Genomic DNA, 19,328 nt, shown 5'->3' with positions numbered 1-19,328 from the left:
CCGAGGTCAAAACTCCGCGGGCCGGGGTCAGAGGTCCGTCTGCGACGCCTCGAGCCGCACCACGATCGCCTTCGACACGGGCGTGTTCGAGCCGATCGCGGTGCTGTCCAGCGGCACCAGCACGTTGGCTTCGGGGAAGTACGCCGCCGCGCAGCCCTTCGCGGTCGGGTAGGCGACGACACGGAGCCCGCGGAGCACCCGGTCGGGCTCGTCCTTCCACTCGCTGTAGACGTCCACCCGGTCGCCGTCGGCGAAGCCGAGCTCGTCGAGGTCGAGCGGGTTCACGAACACGACGTCGCGGCCGTGCTTGATGCCCCGGTAGCGGTCGTTGAGGGCGTAGATCGTGGTGTTGAACTGGTCGTGCGAGCGGAGGGTCTGCAGCAGCAGCCGGCCCTCGGGGCGCTCGACCGGCTCGAGCTCGTTGACCGTGAGCTTCGCCTTGCCGATGTCGTTGGTGAAGGTGCGGGAGTCGCGTGGGCCGTTGGGCAGGTGGAAGCCGTTCTCCTGGCGCACCTTGGCGTTGTAGTCCTCGCATCCGGGCACCACTCGGGCGATGTGCTCGCGGATGATGTCGTAGTCGTTCTCGAAGCCCGCCCAGTCGATGCCGTAGCGGTCGCCGAGCGTCGCCGCGGCGAGCCGGGCGATGATCGCGGTCTCGGAGAGCAGGGTGGGGGCGACGGGCTCGACGCGGCCGTGCGAGGCGTGCACGAGCGAGACCGAGTCCTCGACCGTGACGAACTGGTCGCCGGAGGCCTGATGGTCGATCTCGGTGCGGCCGAGGGTGGGCAGGATCATCGCGGCGGCCCCGGTGACCGCGTGCGAACGGTTGAGCTTGGTCGAGACCTGCACGGTCAGGTCGGTGCCGCGCATGGCACGTTCGGCGAAGGCCGTGTCCGAGATCGCGCCGACGAAGTTGCCGCCGAGGGCGAACCAGACCTTGATCTCGCCGCGTTCCATCGCGTGCATCCCCCTGACCGCGTCGACGCCGTGGGCGCGCGGCGGCTCGAACGCGAACTCGGTGCCGAGCGCGTCGAGGAAGGAGTCGGACATCTGCTCCCAGATGCCCATCGTGCGGTTGCCCTGCACGTTGCTGTGCCCGCGGATGGGCGAGGGCCCGGCCCCGGGCTTGCCGATGTTGCCGCGGAGGAGCAGCAGGTTCGCGATCTCCTTGATCGTGTCGACGCTTTTGCGGTGCTGGGTGATGCCCATCGCCCAGGTGATGATCACGCGGTCGGCGGCGAGGTAGCGGTCGGCCATCTCGTCGATCTCGGCGGAGGTGAGACCGGTGGCCTCGAGCACCTCGCCCTCGTCGAGCTGGGCGAGGTGGGCCTTCAGCTCCTCGAGCCCGACGCAGTGCTCGGCGATGAAGTCATGGTCGAGCACCGTGCCGGGGTTGCGCGCCTCGGCGTCGAGCACGCGCTTGGAGACGGCCTGGAGGAGCGCCATGTCGCCGCCGAGCCGTACCTGCAGGAACTGGTCGGCGATCTTCGTGCCCTCGCCCACCACGCCACGGACGCGCTGCGGGTTCTTGAACCTCAGCAACCCGGCCTCGGGCAGCGGGTTGACGGCGATCACCTTGGCGCCCTTGCGCTTGGCGTCCTCGAGCGCGGTGAGCATGCGCGGGTGGTTCGTGCCGGGGTTCTGGCCCATCACGATGATCAGCTCGGTGCGCTCGAAGTCGTCGTAGACGATCGTGGACTTGCCGACGCCGATCACGTCGCTGAGCGCGTTGCCGGTGGACTCGTGGCACATGTTCGAGCAGTCCGGCATGTTGTTGGTGCCGAAGGCGCGCACGAAGAGCTGGTAGATGAACGAGACCTCGTTGGAGGCGCGGCCGCTGGTGTAGAACGCGGCCTGGTCGGGCGAGTCGAGCCCGTTCAGGGTGTCGGCGAGCAGCCGGAACGCGTCGTCCCACTCGATCGGCACGTAGTGGTCGCTGCCCGCCGGCTTGTAGACGGGGCGGGTGAGGCGGCCCTGCATCCCGAGCCAGTACTCGGACTTGTCGGCCAGGTCGGTCACCGAGTGCTCGGCCCAGAACGAGTCGGGCACGGTGACGGGTGTGGCCTCCCAGGTGACGGCCTTGGCGCCGTTCTCGCAGAACTCGAGGTGCTTGCGCTTGTCCGGGTCGGGCCAGGCGCAGCTCATGCAGTCGAAGCCCTCCTTCTGGTTGATCGCCGTGAAGAGCTGGGCGGTGCGCACGGGGCCGAGGTCGACGAGCGCGGGCTCCATCGAGTGGGTGATGGCGGGGATGCCGGTGGCCCAGGTCTCGGGATGCGTGACCTTCGGGTCGGACGCGTCGACGTCGTCGACGGGGGACTTGCGGCTCATCGGGATCCTGCTTCCACGGGGTCGGCGGTTCGGGCTGCGGAGGGTCGGGCTTCGGCGGAACGTGCGGGGGCGGGGTCGGTTGGTGCGATCTGGGCGGGTGCGGGCTCGGCGGCTGCGGTCTCGGCGACTAAGGTCTCTGCGGCGCGGACGCGCTCGGAGCCCGTGTAGATGACCATCGAATCGCCCCTCAGGAAGCCGATCAGGGTCATCCGGAGTTCGGCGGCGAGTTCGGCGGCGAGGGATGAGGGTGCCGAGACGGCGGCGAGGATCGGGATGCCGGCCATCGACGCCTTCTGGGTCAGTTCGAAGCTCGCGCGGCCCGAGACCATCAGCACGGTGTTGCGGAGCGGGAGGAGGCCCTCCTTGAGCGCCCAGCCGACGACCTTGTCGACGGCGTTGTGCCGGCCGACGTCCTCGCGGAGCACCAGGAGTTCGCCGGTCGTCGCGTCGAACAGGCCCGCGGCGTGCAGGCCCCCGGTCTTCTCGAAAACCTCCTGCTCGGCGCGGAGTCGGTCGGGGAAGGTGATCAGCAGGGCGGGGTCGATCGTGCCGCGGTCGCCGGCGACCTCGTAGGCCGAGAGCGTGCGCACCGCGTCGATGCTGGCCTTGCCGCAGAGGCCGCACGAGCTCGTGGTGTAGAAGTTGCGCTCGAGGCTCGGATCGGGGCGGGGCACTCCGGGAGCCAGGGTGACGTCGAGCACGTTGAACGTGTTGCCGTCGGCGCCGACGTTGCCCTCGGCGCTCACGCAGTAGCGGGCGGCGGCGAAGTCGTCGGCGGACTTGATGACCCCCTCCGAGACGAGGAAGCCGGCGGCCAGGTCGACGTCGTGGCCCGGGGTGCGCATCGTGATGGCGAGCGAGGTGCCCCCGACACGGATCTCGAGCGGTTCTTCGGCGGCGAGGTAGTCTTCGCGTATCGTGCGGGACCCGCCGACGGTCAAGCGGGTGACGCGGCGCCGTGCAGTGATTCTGCCCATGCCTAGAGGTCTATCACCTCGACCTGATCGGAGGACACCAGCTCGTGGCGGAAGTCGTGGATCAGGGTGTCCCTGACAGTGCCCCTGCCGTCGCCGCCGCGACTGCCGCGGGTGCGGATGCGGTCGGCGGGTTCTCCCTCGACGCCGTCGTGCTGGCCGGCGGACGGGCGTCGAGGCTCGGCGGTCGCGACAAGCCTTTGCTCGAGCGGAACGGGCGCTCGCTCCTCGCCCGGACAGTGGATGCGCTCCGCCGCGCGGGCGCGCACCGCATCGTGGTCGTGCGGTCGCCGGTGCCCGGCCTCGGTCCGGACGTCGTGTTCGCGCGGGAGTCGCCGCCCTTCGCCGGACCCGCGGCCGGTGCAGCAGCGGGCGTGGACGCACTGGCTCAGCCCGCCGCGGGCGCTTCGCACTGTTTCGTCGTCGCATCCGACCTGCCGTCGGTGGGCCTCGCCGTGTCGACCCTGCTCGACGCGGCCTCGACTTCGACTTCGACCTCGACCTCCGAGGGAGCTGACGGGTGGATCGCTGTGGACGGAAGCGGGCACCGCCAGCAGCTCCTCCTGCTGCTCCGCACCGACTCGCTCCGCCGCGCGATCGCTGCGAACGGTGGCGCAGCGGGCCTGGCAGACCAGTCGATGCGTCGCCTGCTCGCGGGCCTCGATCTCGTCGAGGTCGCGCTGCCGGATGACGCCGTCTCCGACATCGACACCCCCGAGGCGGCCCTCCACTTCGGCTACGGTGATCCCGTCACCCCTCGGGGCGATCCTTCCGAGTCCCATCCGTCACGACCAGATCGGAGCACATCATGACCACGACAGACGCCACCTCCCCCGCCGAGCGCGAGCCGCAGACCGAGCTGGTCGAGTGGACGGCGATGCTCCTCGACGGCCTCGGCCTCGACCCGTCCGACGTCGACATCGACGCGGTCCTGGCGCTCGCCGGCCGTGCCGCGCACGGCGTCGTGCGTCCCGCCGCCCCGGTGACCACCTTCGCCGTGGGCTACGCCGCCGGGCTCCTGATCGGCGCCGGGCTGCACGACGACGGCGGTGGAGCCGAACGCGTCGACAAGACGGTCGCCGTCGACTCGGTGCAGCGCCGTGCCGACGCCCTCCTCGAGGAGTTCACCGCGCGTCGCGCCCCCCGCGAATGACCCGCGGCGCCGACGCGACGCCCTGGCGCGAGGCCCGCGCACGGGCCCACGCCGCCGGTGCCGCCTCCGGGCTCGACCCGATCGAGGTCCCGCTTGCGGATGCGGCAGGGCGGATCCTCGCGGCCGACGTGGCCTCGCCAGGTGACATCCCGCACTACGCCTCCTCGGCGATGGACGGCTGGGCGGTCGCCGGCCCGCCGCCGTGGCGCCTGGTCGCCGACGGTCCGCGCACCGGGAGCGCCGCGACCGTGGCCCTGTCCTCCGGAGAGGCCTGCCGCATCGCCACCGGCCAGATCGTGCCGCCCGGCGCCACCGCCGTCCTCCGGAGCGAGCGCGCATCCGAATCGACGTCGCCCGGGCCGGGCGGACACGAGATCGACTCGCGGCCGAAGGCAGACGCGCAGTGGGTCGTGCCGGGGGCAGGTGCGGATGCCGCCGAATGGGCCGACGGCAAGCACATCCGGCGCGCGGGAACCGAGGCCGGCGACGGTGAGGTACTCGTCTCCGTCGGTGCACGGCTCAACCCGGCCCAGCTGGCGCTCGCGGCCGCGTGCGGGCTCGACCTGCTGCCCGTTCTGGCGCATCCTCAGGTCGCCCTCGTGCTCACGGGCGACGAGGTCGTCACCGCGGGAACACCCGGCCCAGGACAGGTGCGGGACAGCTTCGGTCCGAGCCTGCCGCCGCTCCTCCGACTGCTCGGAGCCGACCCCGTCGCGACCCGCCGCCTCGGCGACGACCCCGCCGTCACTCGCGCCGTATTCGCCGAGCCGGCTGCCGGTGGTGGCGGCGGCGACGGTGGAACGGGCGGCCACGCTCAGGCTGACCTCTCTGCCGGAGCCGAAGGTCTCGGCCCGGTCGGGGACATCGACCGGCTGCCATGGACCTCGCTCGTCGTGACGACGGGAGGCACGGGCGGGTCGGACGTCGACCACGTGCGGCGCGCGCTCGTCGACGCCGGTGCCGAGTTCGTGGTCGACCGGGTGGCGGTGCGGCCCGGTGGTCCGGCCTCACTCGCGCGACTGCCCGACGGGCGGCTCGTGCTCCTCCTACCGGGCAACCCGCTCGCGGCGATGATCGGCCTGCTGCTGGTGGGCGCACCCGCGATCGCCGGTCTCGCGGGCCGGCCGCTCGACGAACCGGGCCGCATCCACCTCGCCGAGGCGAGCCCCACCACCCGGGCGAGCGCGTTCGTGACGCCCTACCGGCTGAGCCCGGACGGCGCCGTGCCGACCGTGTGGACGGGCTCGGCGATGCTGCGCGGCCTGGCCGAAGCCGACGGCCTCGTCATCCTGGAGTCGACCGACGGCACGCGCGAAGACACCGGCGCCGCTGTCGACGAGTGGCCCACCCTCCCGCTCCCCTGGCTGGGCTGAGTCCGCCCCCGCGAGCGATCGCCGTGAACGAAAGCGGCACGGACGAGATCAGACGAGTTCAGACGAGCCGGACGCCGGAGGCCGCGGCCAGCGCGAGGCGGTCGTTCTGCAGAGCGACGAGGAGCTCGGCCTCGTCGGCGGCGTGCCCGATCCCGGCCCGGCCGACCAGCAGCCGCTGCCGCGCGAAGGCGAGCCGAGTCGCATCCCGGATGAACGCCCGCATCGCCGCGCGCCCGTCGCCCGGCAGCGTGCGCGCCCACCGCTGCGCCTGCCGCCTGGCCGCCCCCGACGAGAGCATCTCGACCTCGCCGGCGCTGAACCAGCCCGCCTGCGCGTACTCGGTCAGCCGGGCTCGGGTGAGCTTCCGCTCCGATTTCCGCAGCAGCACCACGAAGACCACCGCCAGCGCGAACAGCGGCACCTGCACCACGAGGTAGAGCAGGAAGAACCCTCCGATCCCCTCGGCGAGGTAGGTCGACCCGTTCCAGAGCGCGTGCAGCCCCATCGCGAGTCCGAGCCCCACGACGAACAGCCCGACTCCGGCCAGCCGGCTCTTCCGGCGCACCGCGAAGCCCAGAGCCACCCCGGTGCACGCGGTGAACATCACGTGCGCGAACGGCGACAGGATGCCGCGGAGCACGAACGTGAACCCCAGCCCGACCCCGCCGGACTCGATCAGCGCCTGCCCGAAGTAGAGGATGTTCTCGGTGAACGCGAACCCCGCTGCCACCGTCGCCCCATAGACCAGCCCGTCCACGGGCCCGTCGAACTGCCGCCGCAGCACGAGCAGCAGGATCAGGATCCCTGCCGCCTTCGCGCCCTCCTCGACGATCGGCGCCTGCACCACGGACCCCACGACGTCGCCGACTCCGCCCGGATCCCCTCCGGCCAGCTCGACCGCGACCTCGAAGCTGAAGTCGACGATCAAGGCGATCGTGATCGACGCGGCGGCTCCCCAGAGCAGCGCGAACCAGAGCGCCGGCCGCGGCTCGGGCTCCCAGCGGTCGATCAGCGTGATCGCCGTGATGACGACGGCGAGCGGGATGAGGGCGAGCAGCCCGCAGACCACGAACGCCCCCGGTCCGAGCGCGAGCGCCAGGTAGGCCGCGACGAGCAGGAAGAGCAGGCCCAGCAGGATGATGCCCACGATCGCCAGCACCGTCGCCGCCGTGCTGGAGCGGGTCGTCGGCGGCGCCACGGCGGATGCCGGCAGCACGGGGGCGGGAGCGGTCACCACCGGTGCCGCCGCGACCGTCTGCCGGGGATCGAAGAGCGTCACGAGCAATCCTCGCCTTCCTGTCGGTGCCAGCGTAGCCGACCGTGCGGCCTCAGAAGACCTTGCCGGGGTTCATCAGCCCGCGCGGGTCGAAGACCGCCTTGATGCCCTGCTGCAGCCGCAGCTGCTCGTCGCCCAGCTCCGCGCCGAGCCAGCGCCGCTTCAGCACTCCGACGCCGTGCTCACCGGTGAGCGTTCCGCCCAGCCGCATCCCGGCGCGGAAGACCTCGTCGGCCGCCGCCCAGACCCGGTCGGGCACGGCATCCGCCTCGGTCGTCCCCACGCCGGTGACGCCGCCCTCCCCCGCGGGCAGGATGAAGTTCGGGTGCAGATTCCCGTCCCCGGCGTGCGCGATGGTCGGGATGAGCACGTCGTACTCCGCCCCGATCCGCTCGATCTCGGCGAACATCGCCGCGAGCTGCGACCGCGGCACGCAGATGTCCTCGATCAGCATCTCGCCCCGGTCGGCGAAGGCCGGATGCATGCTGCGCCGGAACTGCAGCAGCCGCTCCCCCTCGACCGGATCCTCGGTCGACCGCACCTCGAGCGCCCCCGCGGCCGTGAGCACCGCGCCGATCGCCTCCGCCTCGGCCGCCGCGCCGGGCCCGTCGGTCTGGAGGAGCAGGTAGGTGGCCCCGGGCGCCGCGGGGGTCTCGCCGAGCAGCCGGGCGACCGCCTCGACCGAGAGCGGATCCATCAGCTCCATCAGGGCGGGCCGGATGCGGGCGGCCGTCACCGCGGTGCAGGCCGCCGCTGCCGTCGTCACGTCGGCGAAGAACGCCCCGATCGTGTGCACGGCTCCGCCGGGGATCGGGCGGATGCGCACGGTGGCCGCGACGATCACACCGAGGGTGCCCTCCGACCCGGTGAGCAGCGCGGTCAGGTCGTAGCCGGTGACGCCCTTCGAGGTCCGCCGCCCGGTATGGATCAGCGACCCGTCGGCGAGCACCACGCTGAGCCCGAGCACGGCCTCCCGCGTGACCCCGTACTTCGCGCAGAGCAAACCGCCGGCGTTTGTGGCGATGTTGCCGCCGATGCTCGAGATCGCCTTGGAGGCGGGATCGGGCGAGAACACGTAGCCGTACGGCGCCAATGCGTCCGAGAGGTGCTGGTTGATCACGCCGGGTTCGACCACCGCCAGCTCGTCCTCGAGCGAGATCTCCAGGATGCGGTTCATCGAGGCCACACCCAGCACGATGCTCCCGGGCGTCGAGGTCGAGCCGCCGGCAAGGCCCGTGCCCGCGCCTCGCGGCACGATCGGGATGCCGTGCCGGGCCGCGATCCGCACCGCGGTCTGCACGTCGTCGACCGTCAGGGCATCCACGAAGGCGATCGCCCCGCCCTCGGACCACCAGCCGGACTTGTCGGTGCGGAGCCGTTCGAGCACGGCGGGATCGGTGCTGACCCGGTCGCCCAGAGCCGCGTGGAGCTCGGCGACGGCCTCGGAAGACGTCATCCCCCGATTCTACGGAGCCCCGCCGACACCGCCCGCAGACCCGGCGCGCCGACCCGGCCGCCCGGCCAGCCGCCCCGGCTCAGCGGTCGACGGCGTCGACCTCGATCACCGGGATCGCCTGCGTGATCGCCTCGATCCCTGACAGCCGCGCCGGCGAGAGCAGCTTGGTCACGCGCTCGCGGCTCATCAGCCCGGCCTCGACCACGAGGTCCGCGATGTTCCGGTGCGTCAGCAGCGCGGTCTTCGCCAGCGCCGACGACGCCGCGTAGCCGATGTACGGGGTGAGCGCCGTGACCACGCCGACCGAGGTCGAGACCATCGTGTCGAGCCGGTCGAGGTTGGCGGTGATGCCGTCGACGCAGTTGACCCGCAGCGTCCGCCAGCCCCCCGTCATCCAGGCCAGGCTCTGCAGCAGCGAATGCGCGATCACGGGCTCGAACGCGTTCAGCTGCAACTGCCCGCCCTCGGCCGCCATCGTGATCGTGACGTCGGCGCCCGCGACCGAGAAGGCGACCTGGTTGACCACCTCGGGGATGACGGGGTTCACCTTGCCCGGCATGATGCTCGACCCCGCCTGACGCGGCGGCAGGTTGATCTCGCCGAGCCCGGCCTGCGGGCCCGAGGAGAGCAGCCGCAGGTCGTTGCAGATCTTCGACAGCTTGATCGCCGAGCGCTTCAGCACCCCCGAGAGGGTCATGAACACGCCCGCGTCACTGGTGGCCTCGACCAGGTCGGCGGCGGTGACGTGCTGGAACCCGGTGAGCTCCCGCAGGTGCCGGCAGACCGTGGCGGCGTAGGACGGGTCGGCCGTGATCCCCGTGCCGATCGCCGTGGCGCCCAGGTTGATCTCCCACAGCAGGGGCAGGGTGTGCCGCATCCGCTCGAGGTCTTCGGTGAGGGTGGTGGCGAAGCCGTGGAACTCCTGGCCGAGGGTCATCGGCACGGCGTCCTGCAGCTGGGTGCGGCCGACCTTCAGCACGTGCGCGAACTCGTGCCCCTTGGCCCCGAACGCGTCGCGCAGCAGTGCGTGCTCGGCCATCAGCCGCTCGAGCGAGAAGCACATCGCGAGCTTCACGGCCGTAGGGTACACGTCGTTGGTGCTCTGACTGCGATTGACGTCGTCGAGCGGATGCAGCACGTCGTACGAGCCCGGCGCATAGCCGTGCTCGACGAGCGCGACGTTCGCGATGACCTCGTTCGCGTTCATGTTCGTCGAGGTGCCCGCCCCGCCCTGGATCACGCCGACCACGAACTGGTCGTGGAACTCCCCGTTGCGGATGCGCTGGCAGGCCTCGTCGATCCAATCGGCCTTCCGCGGGTCGAGCACGCCGATCTCGCGGTTCGCACGGGCGGCCGCCTGCTTCACGATGGCGAGGGCGTCGACCAGATCGGGATAGACCGAGATCGGCCTCCGGCTGATCGGGAAGTTCTCGAGCGCACGAGCCGTGTGGATGCCCCAGAGGGCGTCCTTGGGGATCTCGATGCTGCCGAGGCTGTCGGTTTCGGTACGGGTGGCCGTCGTGGGTGTCACGGTTCGCTCCATTGCAGTGTCGTGTCGCTTGTGGCTGGACGGCAATGACTCTACCGCTCAGCTCAGCCTTCGCAGCAGACCCCGGATGAAGCCGTCCTTCTTCTCGGTGAAGGGCGGATACACCAGCCGAAGGGTGTCGGGAACGAGCCGCTTCGTCAGCACCGCCTTCTCGTGACTGAAGGTCTCGATGCTGCGGCGGCCGTGGTAGTTGCCCATCCCGCTCTCCCCCACGCCCCCGAACGGCAGGCCGGCCACACCCAGGTGGGCGACCGGCGCGCCGAAGCCGACCGCACCCGACGAGGTCTCGGTGAGGATGCGGCGGGCCGCGGTCTTCGAGTTCGTGAACGCGTACAGGGCGAGCGGCTTCTCGCCGGCCCGGATGAACCCGATCGCGTCGTCGAGGCCCGTCACCGTGACGATCGGCAGCAGCGGTCCGAAGATCTCCTGCTGCATCACCGGGGCGTGGCGGTCGACGTCGCCGAGGACGGTCGGCGCGAGGTAGCGCGTGCGCTCGTCGGACCGTCCCCCGGTCAGCACGGTCTCGCCCTCGAGGAGGCCCGTGAGCCGGGTGAACTGCTTGTCGTTGATGATCCGGCCGTAGCTCGAGCTCGACCGCGGGTCGCCGTCGTAGAGCTCGGCGATCGCGTCGATCAGGTGAGGCACGAGCGCGTCGGCGACCGGGCGGGTGGCGAGCAGGTAGTCGGGGGCGACGCAGGTCTGCCCGGCGTTCATGAACTTGCCCCAGGCGATCCGCCGGGCCGCGGCCGCGAGGTCGACGGTGTCGTCGACGTAGACCGGCGACTTGCCGCCGAGCTCGAGGGTGACCGGGGTCAGGTGCTTGGCCGCCGCGGTCATCACGATCCGGCCCACGGCGCCGTTGCCGGTGTAGAAGATGTGGTCGAAGCGCTCGGCGAGGAGCTCGGTCGTGATCTCGACGCCGCCCTCCACGACCGTGACGGCCCGGTTGTCGAGGTACTGCGGCACGAGCTCGGCCATCAGCGCCGAGGTCGCGGGGGCCAGTTCGCTCGGCTTGAGGAGCACCGCGTTCCCGGCGGCAAGCGCCCCGACGACGGGGGCGAGCAGCAGCTGCACCGGGTAGTTCCAGGGCGCGATCACGAGCACGACGCCGAGCGGCTCGAGCATGGTCGACGCGGTCGCCGGTGCGAGCCCGAGCGGCACCCGCACCCGGCGCGGCCGGAGCCAGCCCCGGAGATGCGCGAGCGTGTGCTCGATCTCCGCGAGCACGATCCCGATCTCCGTCAGCTGGGCCTCTGCCGGGTTCTTGCCGAGGTCGGCGAACAACGCGTCCTCGAACTCGGCCGAGCGCTCCACGAGCATCCGCTTCAGTGCCTCGAGCTGCCGGGTGCGCCAGCGCAGGGAGCAGGTGATGCCGGAGTCGAACGCGGCGCGGAGCACCGGCACGACGGGACTGCTGGGGACGGTGGTCGACTCGAGCGTCATGACCTCATCGTAGAAGTGCTCAGCCGTGCAGGAAAGGAACGATGAGGTAGATCCCGTAGAGCACCGCGCAGACGCTGAGCCCGAAGCAGGTGAAGGCGAGGACCGTGGCGTAGACCGGGCGGACCGGCTCCCCCGTCGCCGGGTCCGGCCGGGTCAGCCCGTGGAAGCGCAGCCCGAAGGAGTACAGGCTCACCACGACGGCCGTCGCCACCAGCGAGGCCAGTGCGACGACGACGAACGCGCCCCAGTCGATCATGAGGTCGCCTTCCGCTTGCGGCGCGTGGCCTTCGGGCTCCGCACGGCACCGCCGGCGGCGTCGACCTCGCTGATCGCGTTGTTCGAATCGACGCGGTTGCGCCGGGAGAGCACGAAGATCGTCACGATCACGCCGAGGCCGAGGATCAGGTCGATCAGGATGCCGACGGGCCCGATCCGGGCCACCAGCGCGGCCAGGGCGCCGACGATGGCCGAGGCCGGCAGCGTCATCGCCCAGCCCAGCGCGATGCGCCCCGCGGTGCGCCAGCGCACGGACGCGCCCTTCCGCCCGAGACCCGATCCGATCACCGAACCGGAGGCCACCTGCGTGGTCGACAGGGCGAAACCGAGGTGGCTCGAGGCGAGGATCGTGGCCGCCGTGCTCGTCTCGGCGGCGAAGCCCTGGGCGGGCTTGACCTCGGTGAGCCCGGCGCCGAGGGTGCGGATGATCCGCCAGCCGCCCATGTAGGTGCCGAGCGCGATCGCGAGGGCACAGGCGACGATCACCCAGAGCTCCGGCCCGCTGCCCGAGCTCTGGATTCCGGCCGCGATGAAGGTCAGGGTGATCACGCCCATCGTCTTCTGGGCGTCGTTGGTGCCGTGCGCCAGCGCGACCAGCGACGAGGAGAAGATCTGGCCGTAGCGGAACCGTCCGCGCACGCCCGACTGCGAGCTGGAGGCGGGCATCCGGGTGATGGCGTAGGCGAGCCGGGTCGCCACGAACGCGACCACGCCGGCCACCACCGGGGCCACCAGGGCCGGCAGCACGACCTTGCTGATGAGCACGGAGTAGTCGACCACGCCGAAGCCTGCGCCCACGACGGCCGCGCCGATGAGCCCGCCGAACAGCGCGTGGGACGAGCTGGAGGGAAGGCCGTAGAGCCAGGTCACGAGGTTCCAGACGATCGCGCCGATCAGCCCGGCGAAGATCATCTCGGGGAGGATCTGCACCCCGCCGTCGCCCTCCCGGATCAGCCCGCCCGAGATCGTCTTCGCGACCTCGGTGCTGAGGAATGCACCGACCAGGTTGAGGCCGGCCGCCAGGGCGACGGCCACCTTGGGCTTCAGCGCCCCGGTCGCGATCGGCGTCGCCATCGCGTTCGCGGTGTCGTGGAAGCCGTTGGTGAAGTCGAAGAACAGGGCCAGTGCGATGACCAGGACGACGATGAGAACGGGGTCCACCGGCTGCGCTCTCCAGACTGCGTCACGGGACGGGCGCGTGCCTTCTGGTGTTCACGGAGTGTTCACGCGCGTGGGGTGGCCGACCGGCCGAGACGATACTCGCATCCGGTCCGGTCGAGGTCAACTCGGGCGGCGTCCTACGCTGGAGGCATGGCTGACGCTCCTCGACCCCGTGCCCGGAAGGTCCCCTTCGAACGAATCCACCACGGCGACGTCGTCGTCGATCCGTACGAGTGGCTGCGCGACAAGGAGGACCCCGAGGTGATCGCCTACCTCGAGGCCGAGAACGCGTACACCGAGGCCGAGACGGCGCACCTGGCTCCGCTCCGGCAGCGCCTGTTCGACGAGATCAAGGCCCGTACGCACGAGACCGACCTCTCGGTGCCCGTCCGGGAGGGCGCGTTCTGGTACTACACCCGCACGGCCGAGGGGTCGCAGTACGGACGGCACTGCCGCGCCCCGATCGCCGGGCCCGACGACTGGACGCCGCCGCTGCTCGAACCGGGCGTGCCCGTCGAGGGCGAGCAGCTCGTGCTCGACGACAACGCCGAGGCCGAGGGGCACGAGTTCTACTCGCTGGGCTCCTTCGACGTCAGCCCCGACGGCACGCTGCTCGCTTATGCGGTCGACACCGTCGGCGACGAGCGGTACACGCTGCGGATCCGTGATCTCACGACCGGTGAGGATCTCGCCGACGAGGTCACCGGCACCTTCCCTGGTTCGGTCTTCTCCGGCGACGGCGGAAGCGTCTACTACCCGACGGTCGACGACGCCTGGCGCCCCGACACCATCTGGCGGCACCGGCTCGGCACCGAGGCGGAGATCGACGAGGCCGTGTTCATCGAGCCCGACGAGCGGTACTGGGTGGGCGTCGGCCTCACCCGCAGCAAGAAGTACCTCGAGATCGCGATCGGCTCGAAGATCACCTCCGAGGTGCTGCTGCTGGACACGACGGATCCGGAAGCGACCTTCGAGCTGGTCTGGCCGCGTCGCGAGGGCGTCGAGTACTCGGTCGAGCACGCGGTCGTCGGCGGTGAGGACAAGCTCCTCATCCTGCACAACGACGGCGCCCTCAACTTCGAGCTGATCTCGGTCGACCCGGCCGACCCCGTCGACCGGTCGCGCTGGAGCACCGTGCTCCCCCACGACCCGGCGGTGCGGCTCGAGGACGTCGACGCCTTCGCCGGGCACCTCACGGTGGACTACCGGCGCGACGGACTGACCCGCCTGGCCGTGCTGCGCCTCGACCCGGAGAGCACGACGATCGACGGTTCGGCCTTCGCCGAGCTGCAGTTCGACGAGCCGCTCTTCTCGGTCGGCACCTCGGGCAACCCGGAGTGGGAGCAGCCCACCATCCGGTACGGCTTCACGTCGTTCGTCACGCCCTCCTCGGTCTTCGACTACGACGTCGCCTCGGGCAGCTCGACGCTGCTCAAGCAGCAGCGCGTGCTCGGCGGCTACGATCCCGCCGCCTACGCCGAGCGCCGCGAGTGGGCGACCGCACCGGACGGCACCCGGGTGCCGATCTCAATCGTGGGGCGGAAGGACGCGCTCGAGTCCGGACGCCCCGCGCCCTTCGTGCTCTACGGCTACGGCTCCTACGAGTCCTCGATCGACCCCGGGTTCTCGGTTCCGCGGCTGTCGCTGCTCGAGCGCGGCGTCGTCTTCGCCATCGCGCACGTGCGCGGCGGCGGCGAGCTGGGCCGGCACTGGTACGAGGAGGGCAAGACCCTCGCCAAGCGGAACACCTTCACCGACTTCGTCGCCTGCGCCGAGCACGTGATCGCCCAGGGCCTGACCACGCCCGAGCAGCTCGTCGCGCAGGGCGGGAGTGCGGGAGGGCTCCTGATGGGGGCGGTCGCGAACCTGGCGCCGCAGCTGTTCGCCGGCATCCTGGCGCAGGTGCCCTTCGTGGATGCGCTGACCTCGATCCTCGACCCGTCACTGCCGCTGACGGTGATCGAGTGGGACGAGTGGGGCGACCCGCTGCACGATCCCGAGGTCTACGCGTACATGAAGTCGTACTCGCCCTACGAGAACGTCACCGAGCAGCCCTACCCGCGCATCCTGGCCGTCACCTCGCTCAACGACACCCGGGTGCTCTACGTCGAGCCGGCCAAGTGGACGGCACGGCTTCGGGATGTCGGCGCGCCGGTGCTGCTCAAGACCGAGATGACCGCGGGTCACGGCGGTGTCTCGGGCCGCTACGCCCGCTGGCACGAGGTAGCCGACGAGTACGCCTGGATGCTCGACGTGCTGGGCAAGGCGGACTGAGGAGCAACGGAGGCTGCGGCTGAGGATCGGGGTTTCCGGTCCGAGCCATTGGCTGGGTCTGGCAGCGGTCGCGAAGCGAACGCCGGAGATGGCTCGGACCGGAAACCCCGATCCGCAGCCGAAGCCGCAGCCGCCCTAGTCCTCCAGCGCGGAGCGGAGCAGGCTCACCAGGGCGTCGAGCTGCACCGAGTCGGAGGACCCGACCGCGACGTCGGAACCGTCGAGCGCGCGCGCCGCGAGCCCCTGCTTCGAGTCGATGAGCTCGGCGATGCGGGTGTCGATGGTCTGCGCCGCGATGATCCGCCACGCCGTCACCGGCTCCTCCTGCCCGATCCGGTGCACCCGGTCGATGGCCTGGGTCTGCTCCGCGGCGGTCCAGGACAGCTCGGCCAGAACGACGTTCGAAGCAGCCTGCAGGTTGAGGCCGACGCCGGCCGCGGTCAGCGAGCAGACGGCCACGGAGACGTCGGGATCGTTGTTGAAGGCGTCGATCTCGCGCTGCCGGAGCGTCGCCGACTGGTCGCCACGGATCGAGACGGTCTTGAGGTCGCGACGGGCGAACAGGTCCTCCGCCGCATCCATCACGTCGATGTGCTTGGCGAAGAACACGACCTTGCCCACCGAGCGGGCGAGCTGGGCGGTGTAGTCGGCGGCGAGGCCGGCCTTCGCGGTACCGATGCGGCGCACCATCGTGAAGACGTTCAGGCCGTCCTCGGTGGCCTTCGTGTCCTCGAGCTCCTGGCGGGCGACCAGGCGCATGAGGTCGTCGTCCGGCAGTTCGTCGACGTCGTCGCCGCGCGCGTTGGCGCGGGCCGCGATCAGGCGGCGGTAGCGGGTGACCAGCCGGGCGCCGAGCTCGCGCTCGGCCTCGCGGATGGAGCGGCCGAGGTCGTCGTCGAGCTCGACGGGCAGATCGACGATCCGCTTGGCGGGCAGGTCGGCGGCGACGTCGATCTTGCGGCGGCGCACGATGCCCATGTCGATCACGGCTTCGCGGGCCTCGGCGAAGAAGCCCGTGTCGGCCGGGGTGAGCCCGACCTCCTCGAGGCGCTCCATCAGCACGGGCGTCGGCTTGCTTCCGTCGATCCAGCCGAGGAACTGCCAGATCGCGCGAAAGTCGTCGACGTCGTTGATCAGCGGCGTTCCGGTCAGCGCCATCATCAGCGGGTTGCCGCCGGGGGCGGTGTGACGGATGCGGTCGGCCAGCGCGAGCACGTTGCGCGAGCGGAGCGAGGACATGTTCTTGATGAAGTGCGCCTCGTCGACGACCATGCCGCGGAAGCCCATGGTGCCGAGCCAGGAGAGGTGCCGGTCGAGCACCTCGTAGTTGACGACGACCACGTCGGCGAAGGCGTCGAGGTTCTCGCCGTCGCCGTTGACGACGGTGGCGCGGCGGTGCGGGGTCCAGATCTCGACCTCGCGCGCCCAGTTCATCTTGACGACGTTGGGCACGACGGCGAGCAGCGGGTAGGCGTCGGCGACGGATGCGGCCAGCAGCGACTGCGCCGTCTTCCCGAGACCGGGCTCATCCGCCAGCAGGAAGGTGCGGTGACCCGCTTGGACCGACTGCAGGAAGCGGGACTGGTGCACCATGAGCTCGTGGCCGGGAGGCGAGAGCCGGTCGATCGTGGGCGCGTCGGGCAGCTCCATGCTGGCGGCGCGGCCGCCGGCGCCGTACTCGAAGGCGCGGTAGAGCGGGCCGAGCAGCTCCCAGTTCGACAGCCGGCCGACGCCGTGCGGCTTCGCCGGGGTGAGGTCGGGGGCCATGAACGGGTTCGCGAGCTGGCGCGACTTGACCGAGGTGGGCACGACCTGGCGCTCGGCGAGCTCGGGCGGCACGACGGTGGCCGAGGGCGTCGGCGCCTCGGGCTCGTCGTCGGGCACGTCGTACCCGGCGTCCTCCAGGTACTCGCGCTTCATCTTGCGGGCAGCTGGCGAGATGGCGGCGTCGTTCTCGAGCAGCGCGATCAGCGAGGTGTCGCGCGCGGCGGTGCGGGCGAGGATCGAGGCGATGCCGTCGAGGCGCTTGAGCTGCTCGGCGCGCTCGGAGTCGCTGAGCGACTCGTCGGCCTTGATCGAGGCGCGCTCCTCGCGCATCAGCAGCGCGACGACGAGGAACTTCGTGCGGTTCGTGGGAGCGACCTTGCCGCGTTGGGCGGCCGCTTCGACCTCGCGCACCTTGCGGGCGAGGATGGGGATCAGACCGGTGTTGTCTGCCGTGCGCGTTCGGCGGGTGCCGGACCTTGACATCGTTCTCCTGTGGAGTCTGCGGAAACCACGGGAGGCCTGGGCACCTGAGCAACGTGACGGGGGTCACGGTCGGCGCGAAGAGCGGTTCACCCGCGGTGGCGCCTAGTCTACGCGATGCACCTTGATCAACAGTCCACTCGCCACGAACATGATCGCGCCGACGACGTGGGCGATGTACCAGCCGACCAGCGGCAGGTCGAAGGGCAGCACGGGGTTCCAGAGCACCGCCACAGCGACGAGCGGCGGCAGCCACCACCACTGCTTGGCCTGCCCGGCGAACACGCAGATGATCAGCGCCAGGATGCTCACGACGTACCGCGCGATCGTGAACCAGTCGCTGTCGACGACGGCGATGAAGGCCATCAGGGCGATCGCGCCGAGGAGTCCCGGGGCGAGTGCGGGGCGGGTGAATGCCGGTACGGCCTGTCGGTTGCTCATGTCTCGCCAATCCTACGCGGGGCTCGGTAGGGTGAATCCATGACGATCCCCTCGGCCTCCACGACACCTCTGTTCGCCGGTCCGGAAGGCCTGTGGACGGCTGATCCCGAGGAGCTCGCCGCTCGCCTGCTGGTCGCGGTCTTCACCGGCCAGGGCGCCGTGCCGCTGCCGCAGAAAGACGTGTCGGAGGTCTACTCGACGCTCGCCGCACTCGGCGGCTACTCGCTCCCGGACGTCCGCTCGGGCAACACGCAGCCGCTCGGTCTCACCGTGCAGCTCGCCCAGGAGGCCATCCTGATCTGGGAGCGCGCCACCGTGGCGACCCGGCTGAGCGCGGGCGCCGGCCCCGTCTCGCACACGATCACCATGCTCCGCTTCGGTCCGGGCATCCTGACCTCGACCGACCCCGTCGCCGCGCTCAAAGCGCGACTGCACTAGAAAGGCCCCACCGTGGCATCACCCTTCCTCGTCTCCGACGAGGTGGCCGAGGCGCTGCGCGCCGGTCGCCCGATCGTCGCCCTCGAATCGACGATCATCTCGCACGGCCTCCCCCGGCCCCGCAACCACGAGGCGGCGCAGGAGTTCGAGGAGATCCTCCGCTCGGCCGGCGTCACTCCCGCGACCATCGCCGTGCTCGACGGTGTGCCCCGGATCGGGCTCGACGAGGAGGGCGTCCGCCGGATCGCGTTCGAAGACCTCACGAAGGCGAGCGTCCGCGACCTGCCGATCCTCGCCGCCAAGAAGGCGAGCGGCGCCACGACGGTCGCCGCGACCGCCTACCTCGCGGGCCGCGCGGGACTGCGGGTCTTCGCGACCGGTGGTCTCGGTGGCGTGCACCGCGGCGCATCCGAGTCCTTCGACGAGTCGGCCGACCTGAGCACCCTGGCGCGTGCCGGGGTCACGGTGGTGTCCGCGGGCGTCAAGAGCGTGCTCGACATCCCGGGCACGCTCGAGCGACTCGAGACGCTGAGCGTCCCCGTCGTGGGCTACCGCACGACCGACTTCCCGAGCTTCTGGCTGCGGGGATCCGGCTACACGATCGACTGGCAGGTCGACGACGCCGTCGAGATCGCGCGGGTCATGCAGGCGCAGGACGAGCTCGGCGACGGTCAGGGCATCGTGGTCGCGAACCCGCTCCCCGCCGAGCAGCAGTGGGATCCGGCGGAGCACGACCGCGTGCTGGCCACCGCTTTCGCGGCCGCCGACGAGGCCGGGGTCTCCGGCAAGGCGGTCACGCCGTTCCTGCTCGGCTACATCGTCGACGCGTCCGAGGGCCGGAGTCTCGAGGTGAACCTCGACATCGCCCGCAACAACGTGCGGCTCGCCGCCGAGATCGCGATCGCCTGGAGCGGTCTGACCGCCCAGCCCGAGGACTGA

At 71.1% G+C, this 19,328-nt stretch carries 16 protein-coding genes; 6 read left to right on the top strand and 10 right to left on the bottom strand.

What is annotated here, in order from left to right; translation table 11 throughout:
- Window positions 1–27: 27 nt before the first annotated feature.
- The gene (locus tag HSO01S_RS00165; protein WP_066038573.1) at window positions 28–2,328 is read right to left on the bottom strand and encodes an FdhF/YdeP family oxidoreductase; all 2,301 of its coding nucleotides are present in this window, start codon (window positions 2,326–2,328) and stop codon (window positions 28–30) included.
- The gene (gene fdhD / locus HSO01S_RS00160) at window positions 2,325–3,305 is read right to left on the bottom strand and encodes a formate dehydrogenase accessory sulfurtransferase FdhD (protein ID WP_084361174.1); all 981 of its coding nucleotides are present in this window, start codon (window positions 3,303–3,305) and stop codon (window positions 2,325–2,327) included. The genes HSO01S_RS00165 and fdhD overlap by 4 nt, the downstream gene beginning before the upstream one ends.
- Before the next feature lie 44 nt (window positions 3,306–3,349).
- Between fdhD and mobA the strand changes: the two genes are divergently transcribed.
- From mobA to HSO01S_RS00140, 3 genes are read left to right on the top strand one after another with little or no spacing between them, the layout of a single operon-like run.
- Entirely contained in the window at window positions 3,350–4,114 is a 765-nt protein-coding gene (gene mobA / locus HSO01S_RS00150) for a molybdenum cofactor guanylyltransferase (protein WP_169799909.1), read from the top strand.
- Window positions 4,111–4,455, top strand: a complete 345-nt coding sequence (locus HSO01S_RS19355) for a DUF6457 domain-containing protein (RefSeq protein WP_245635835.1) — start codon at window positions 4,111–4,113, stop codon at window positions 4,453–4,455. The genes mobA and HSO01S_RS19355 overlap by 4 nt, the downstream gene beginning before the upstream one ends.
- Window positions 4,452–5,828: a molybdopterin molybdotransferase MoeA gene (locus tag HSO01S_RS00140; RefSeq protein ID WP_066038570.1), complete on the top strand. Its 1,377-nt coding sequence runs from the start codon at window positions 4,452–4,454 to the stop codon at window positions 5,826–5,828. The genes HSO01S_RS19355 and HSO01S_RS00140 overlap by 4 nt, the downstream gene beginning before the upstream one ends.
- 58 nt (window positions 5,829–5,886) lie before the next feature.
- Here HSO01S_RS00140 and HSO01S_RS00135 read toward each other — a convergent pair whose 3' ends face one another.
- From HSO01S_RS00135 to HSO01S_RS00110, 6 genes are all read right to left on the bottom strand, one after another.
- A complete protein-coding gene (locus tag HSO01S_RS00135; RefSeq protein WP_245635834.1) occupies window positions 5,887–7,107 on the bottom strand; it encodes a PrsW family intramembrane metalloprotease in 1,221 nt (406 codons plus the stop codon).
- Window positions 7,108–7,156: 49 nt separating this feature from the next.
- Window positions 7,157–8,560: an FAD-binding oxidoreductase gene (locus tag HSO01S_RS00130; RefSeq protein WP_066038569.1), complete on the bottom strand. Its 1,404-nt coding sequence runs from the start codon at window positions 8,558–8,560 to the stop codon at window positions 7,157–7,159.
- 79 nt (window positions 8,561–8,639) lie between these two features.
- Window positions 8,640–10,103 (bottom strand): aspartate ammonia-lyase, encoded by a 1,464-nt coding sequence (locus tag HSO01S_RS00125; protein ID WP_066038568.1) that lies wholly within the window; start codon window positions 10,101–10,103, stop codon window positions 8,640–8,642.
- A gap of 45 nt (window positions 10,104–10,148) precedes the next feature.
- Window positions 10,149–11,552 carry an aldehyde dehydrogenase family protein gene (locus HSO01S_RS00120; protein WP_066038567.1) on the bottom strand — a complete coding sequence of 468 codons (1,404 nt, stop codon included), beginning with the start codon at window positions 11,550–11,552 and terminating at the stop codon, window positions 10,149–10,151.
- 19 nt (window positions 11,553–11,571) lie between these two features.
- A complete protein-coding gene (locus HSO01S_RS00115) occupies window positions 11,572–11,808 on the bottom strand; it encodes a hypothetical protein (protein ID WP_066038566.1) in 237 nt (78 codons plus the stop codon).
- Entirely contained in the window at window positions 11,805–12,989 is a 1,185-nt protein-coding gene (locus HSO01S_RS00110) for an inorganic phosphate transporter (RefSeq protein WP_066038565.1), read from the bottom strand. Before HSO01S_RS00110 ends, HSO01S_RS00115 begins: the two co-directional genes overlap by 4 nt.
- A gap of 150 nt (window positions 12,990–13,139) precedes the next feature.
- Here HSO01S_RS00110 and HSO01S_RS00105 point away from each other — a divergent pair, with 150 nt between their 5' ends.
- A complete protein-coding gene (locus tag HSO01S_RS00105) occupies window positions 13,140–15,263 on the top strand; it encodes a S9 family peptidase (protein ID WP_066038564.1) in 2,124 nt (707 codons plus the stop codon).
- 135 nt (window positions 15,264–15,398) lie between these two features.
- Here the strand turns inward: HSO01S_RS00105 and HSO01S_RS00100 are convergent, their stop codons facing one another.
- Window positions 15,399–17,513, bottom strand: a complete 2,115-nt coding sequence (locus HSO01S_RS00100) for a DEAD/DEAH box helicase (RefSeq protein WP_066038563.1) — start codon at window positions 17,511–17,513, stop codon at window positions 15,399–15,401.
- Between the two features lie 102 nt (window positions 17,514–17,615).
- The gene (locus tag HSO01S_RS00095; protein WP_066038562.1) at window positions 17,616–17,951 is read right to left on the bottom strand and encodes a DUF6804 family protein; all 336 of its coding nucleotides are present in this window, start codon (window positions 17,949–17,951) and stop codon (window positions 17,616–17,618) included.
- Between the two features lie 39 nt (window positions 17,952–17,990).
- Here HSO01S_RS00095 and HSO01S_RS00090 point away from each other — a divergent pair, with 39 nt between their 5' ends.
- Both HSO01S_RS00090 and HSO01S_RS00085 read left to right on the top strand, forming a co-directional pair.
- Complete coding sequence (locus HSO01S_RS00090; RefSeq protein ID WP_066038561.1) at window positions 17,991–18,389, top strand: hypothetical protein; 399 nt, start codon at window positions 17,991–17,993, stop codon at window positions 18,387–18,389.
- 12 nt (window positions 18,390–18,401) lie between these two features.
- Window positions 18,402–19,328, top strand: coding sequence for a pseudouridine-5'-phosphate glycosidase (locus tag HSO01S_RS00085; protein ID WP_066038560.1), 927 nt, complete (start codon window positions 18,402–18,404; stop codon window positions 19,326–19,328).

It is taken from the genome of Herbiconiux solani NBRC 106740, assembly GCF_001571005.1.
In the GTDB taxonomy this organism is placed as follows: domain Bacteria; phylum Actinomycetota; class Actinomycetes; order Actinomycetales; family Microbacteriaceae; genus Herbiconiux; species Herbiconiux solani.
Note: the sequence above shows the minus strand (reverse complement) of the source record. Positions and strands in the feature narration are given on the sequence as shown.

Excerpts from the sequence above, each read along its gene's own strand:
- HSO01S_RS00115 (WP_066038566.1), bottom strand. The coding sequence starts at position 11,808 with ATGATCGACTGGGGCGCGTTCGTCGTCGTCGCACTGGCCTCGCTGGTG.
- HSO01S_RS00130 (WP_066038569.1), bottom strand. The coding sequence starts at position 8,560 with ATGACGTCTTCCGAGGCCGTCGCCGAGCTCCACGCGGCTCTGGGCGAC.
- HSO01S_RS00120 (WP_066038567.1), bottom strand. The coding sequence starts at position 11,552 with ATGACGCTCGAGTCGACCACCGTCCCCAGCAGTCCCGTCGTGCCGGTG.
- HSO01S_RS00165 (WP_066038573.1), bottom strand. The coding sequence starts at position 2,328 with ATGAGCCGCAAGTCCCCCGTCGACGACGTCGACGCGTCCGACCCGAAG.
- HSO01S_RS19355 (WP_245635835.1), top strand. The coding sequence starts at position 4,111 with ATGACCACGACAGACGCCACCTCCCCCGCCGAGCGCGAGCCGCAGACC.
- HSO01S_RS00105 (WP_066038564.1), top strand. The coding sequence starts at position 13,140 with ATGGCTGACGCTCCTCGACCCCGTGCCCGGAAGGTCCCCTTCGAACGA.
- fdhD (WP_084361174.1), bottom strand. The coding sequence starts at position 3,305 with ATGGGCAGAATCACTGCACGGCGCCGCGTCACCCGCTTGACCGTCGGC.
- HSO01S_RS00140 (WP_066038570.1), top strand. The coding sequence starts at position 4,452 with ATGACCCGCGGCGCCGACGCGACGCCCTGGCGCGAGGCCCGCGCACGG.
- HSO01S_RS00125 (WP_066038568.1), bottom strand. The coding sequence starts at position 10,103 with ATGGAGCGAACCGTGACACCCACGACGGCCACCCGTACCGAAACCGAC.
- HSO01S_RS00100 (WP_066038563.1), bottom strand. The coding sequence starts at position 17,513 with ATGTCAAGGTCCGGCACCCGCCGAACGCGCACGGCAGACAACACCGGT.
- HSO01S_RS00090 (WP_066038561.1), top strand. The coding sequence starts at position 17,991 with ATGACGATCCCCTCGGCCTCCACGACACCTCTGTTCGCCGGTCCGGAA.
- HSO01S_RS00095 (WP_066038562.1), bottom strand. The coding sequence starts at position 17,951 with ATGAGCAACCGACAGGCCGTACCGGCATTCACCCGCCCCGCACTCGCC.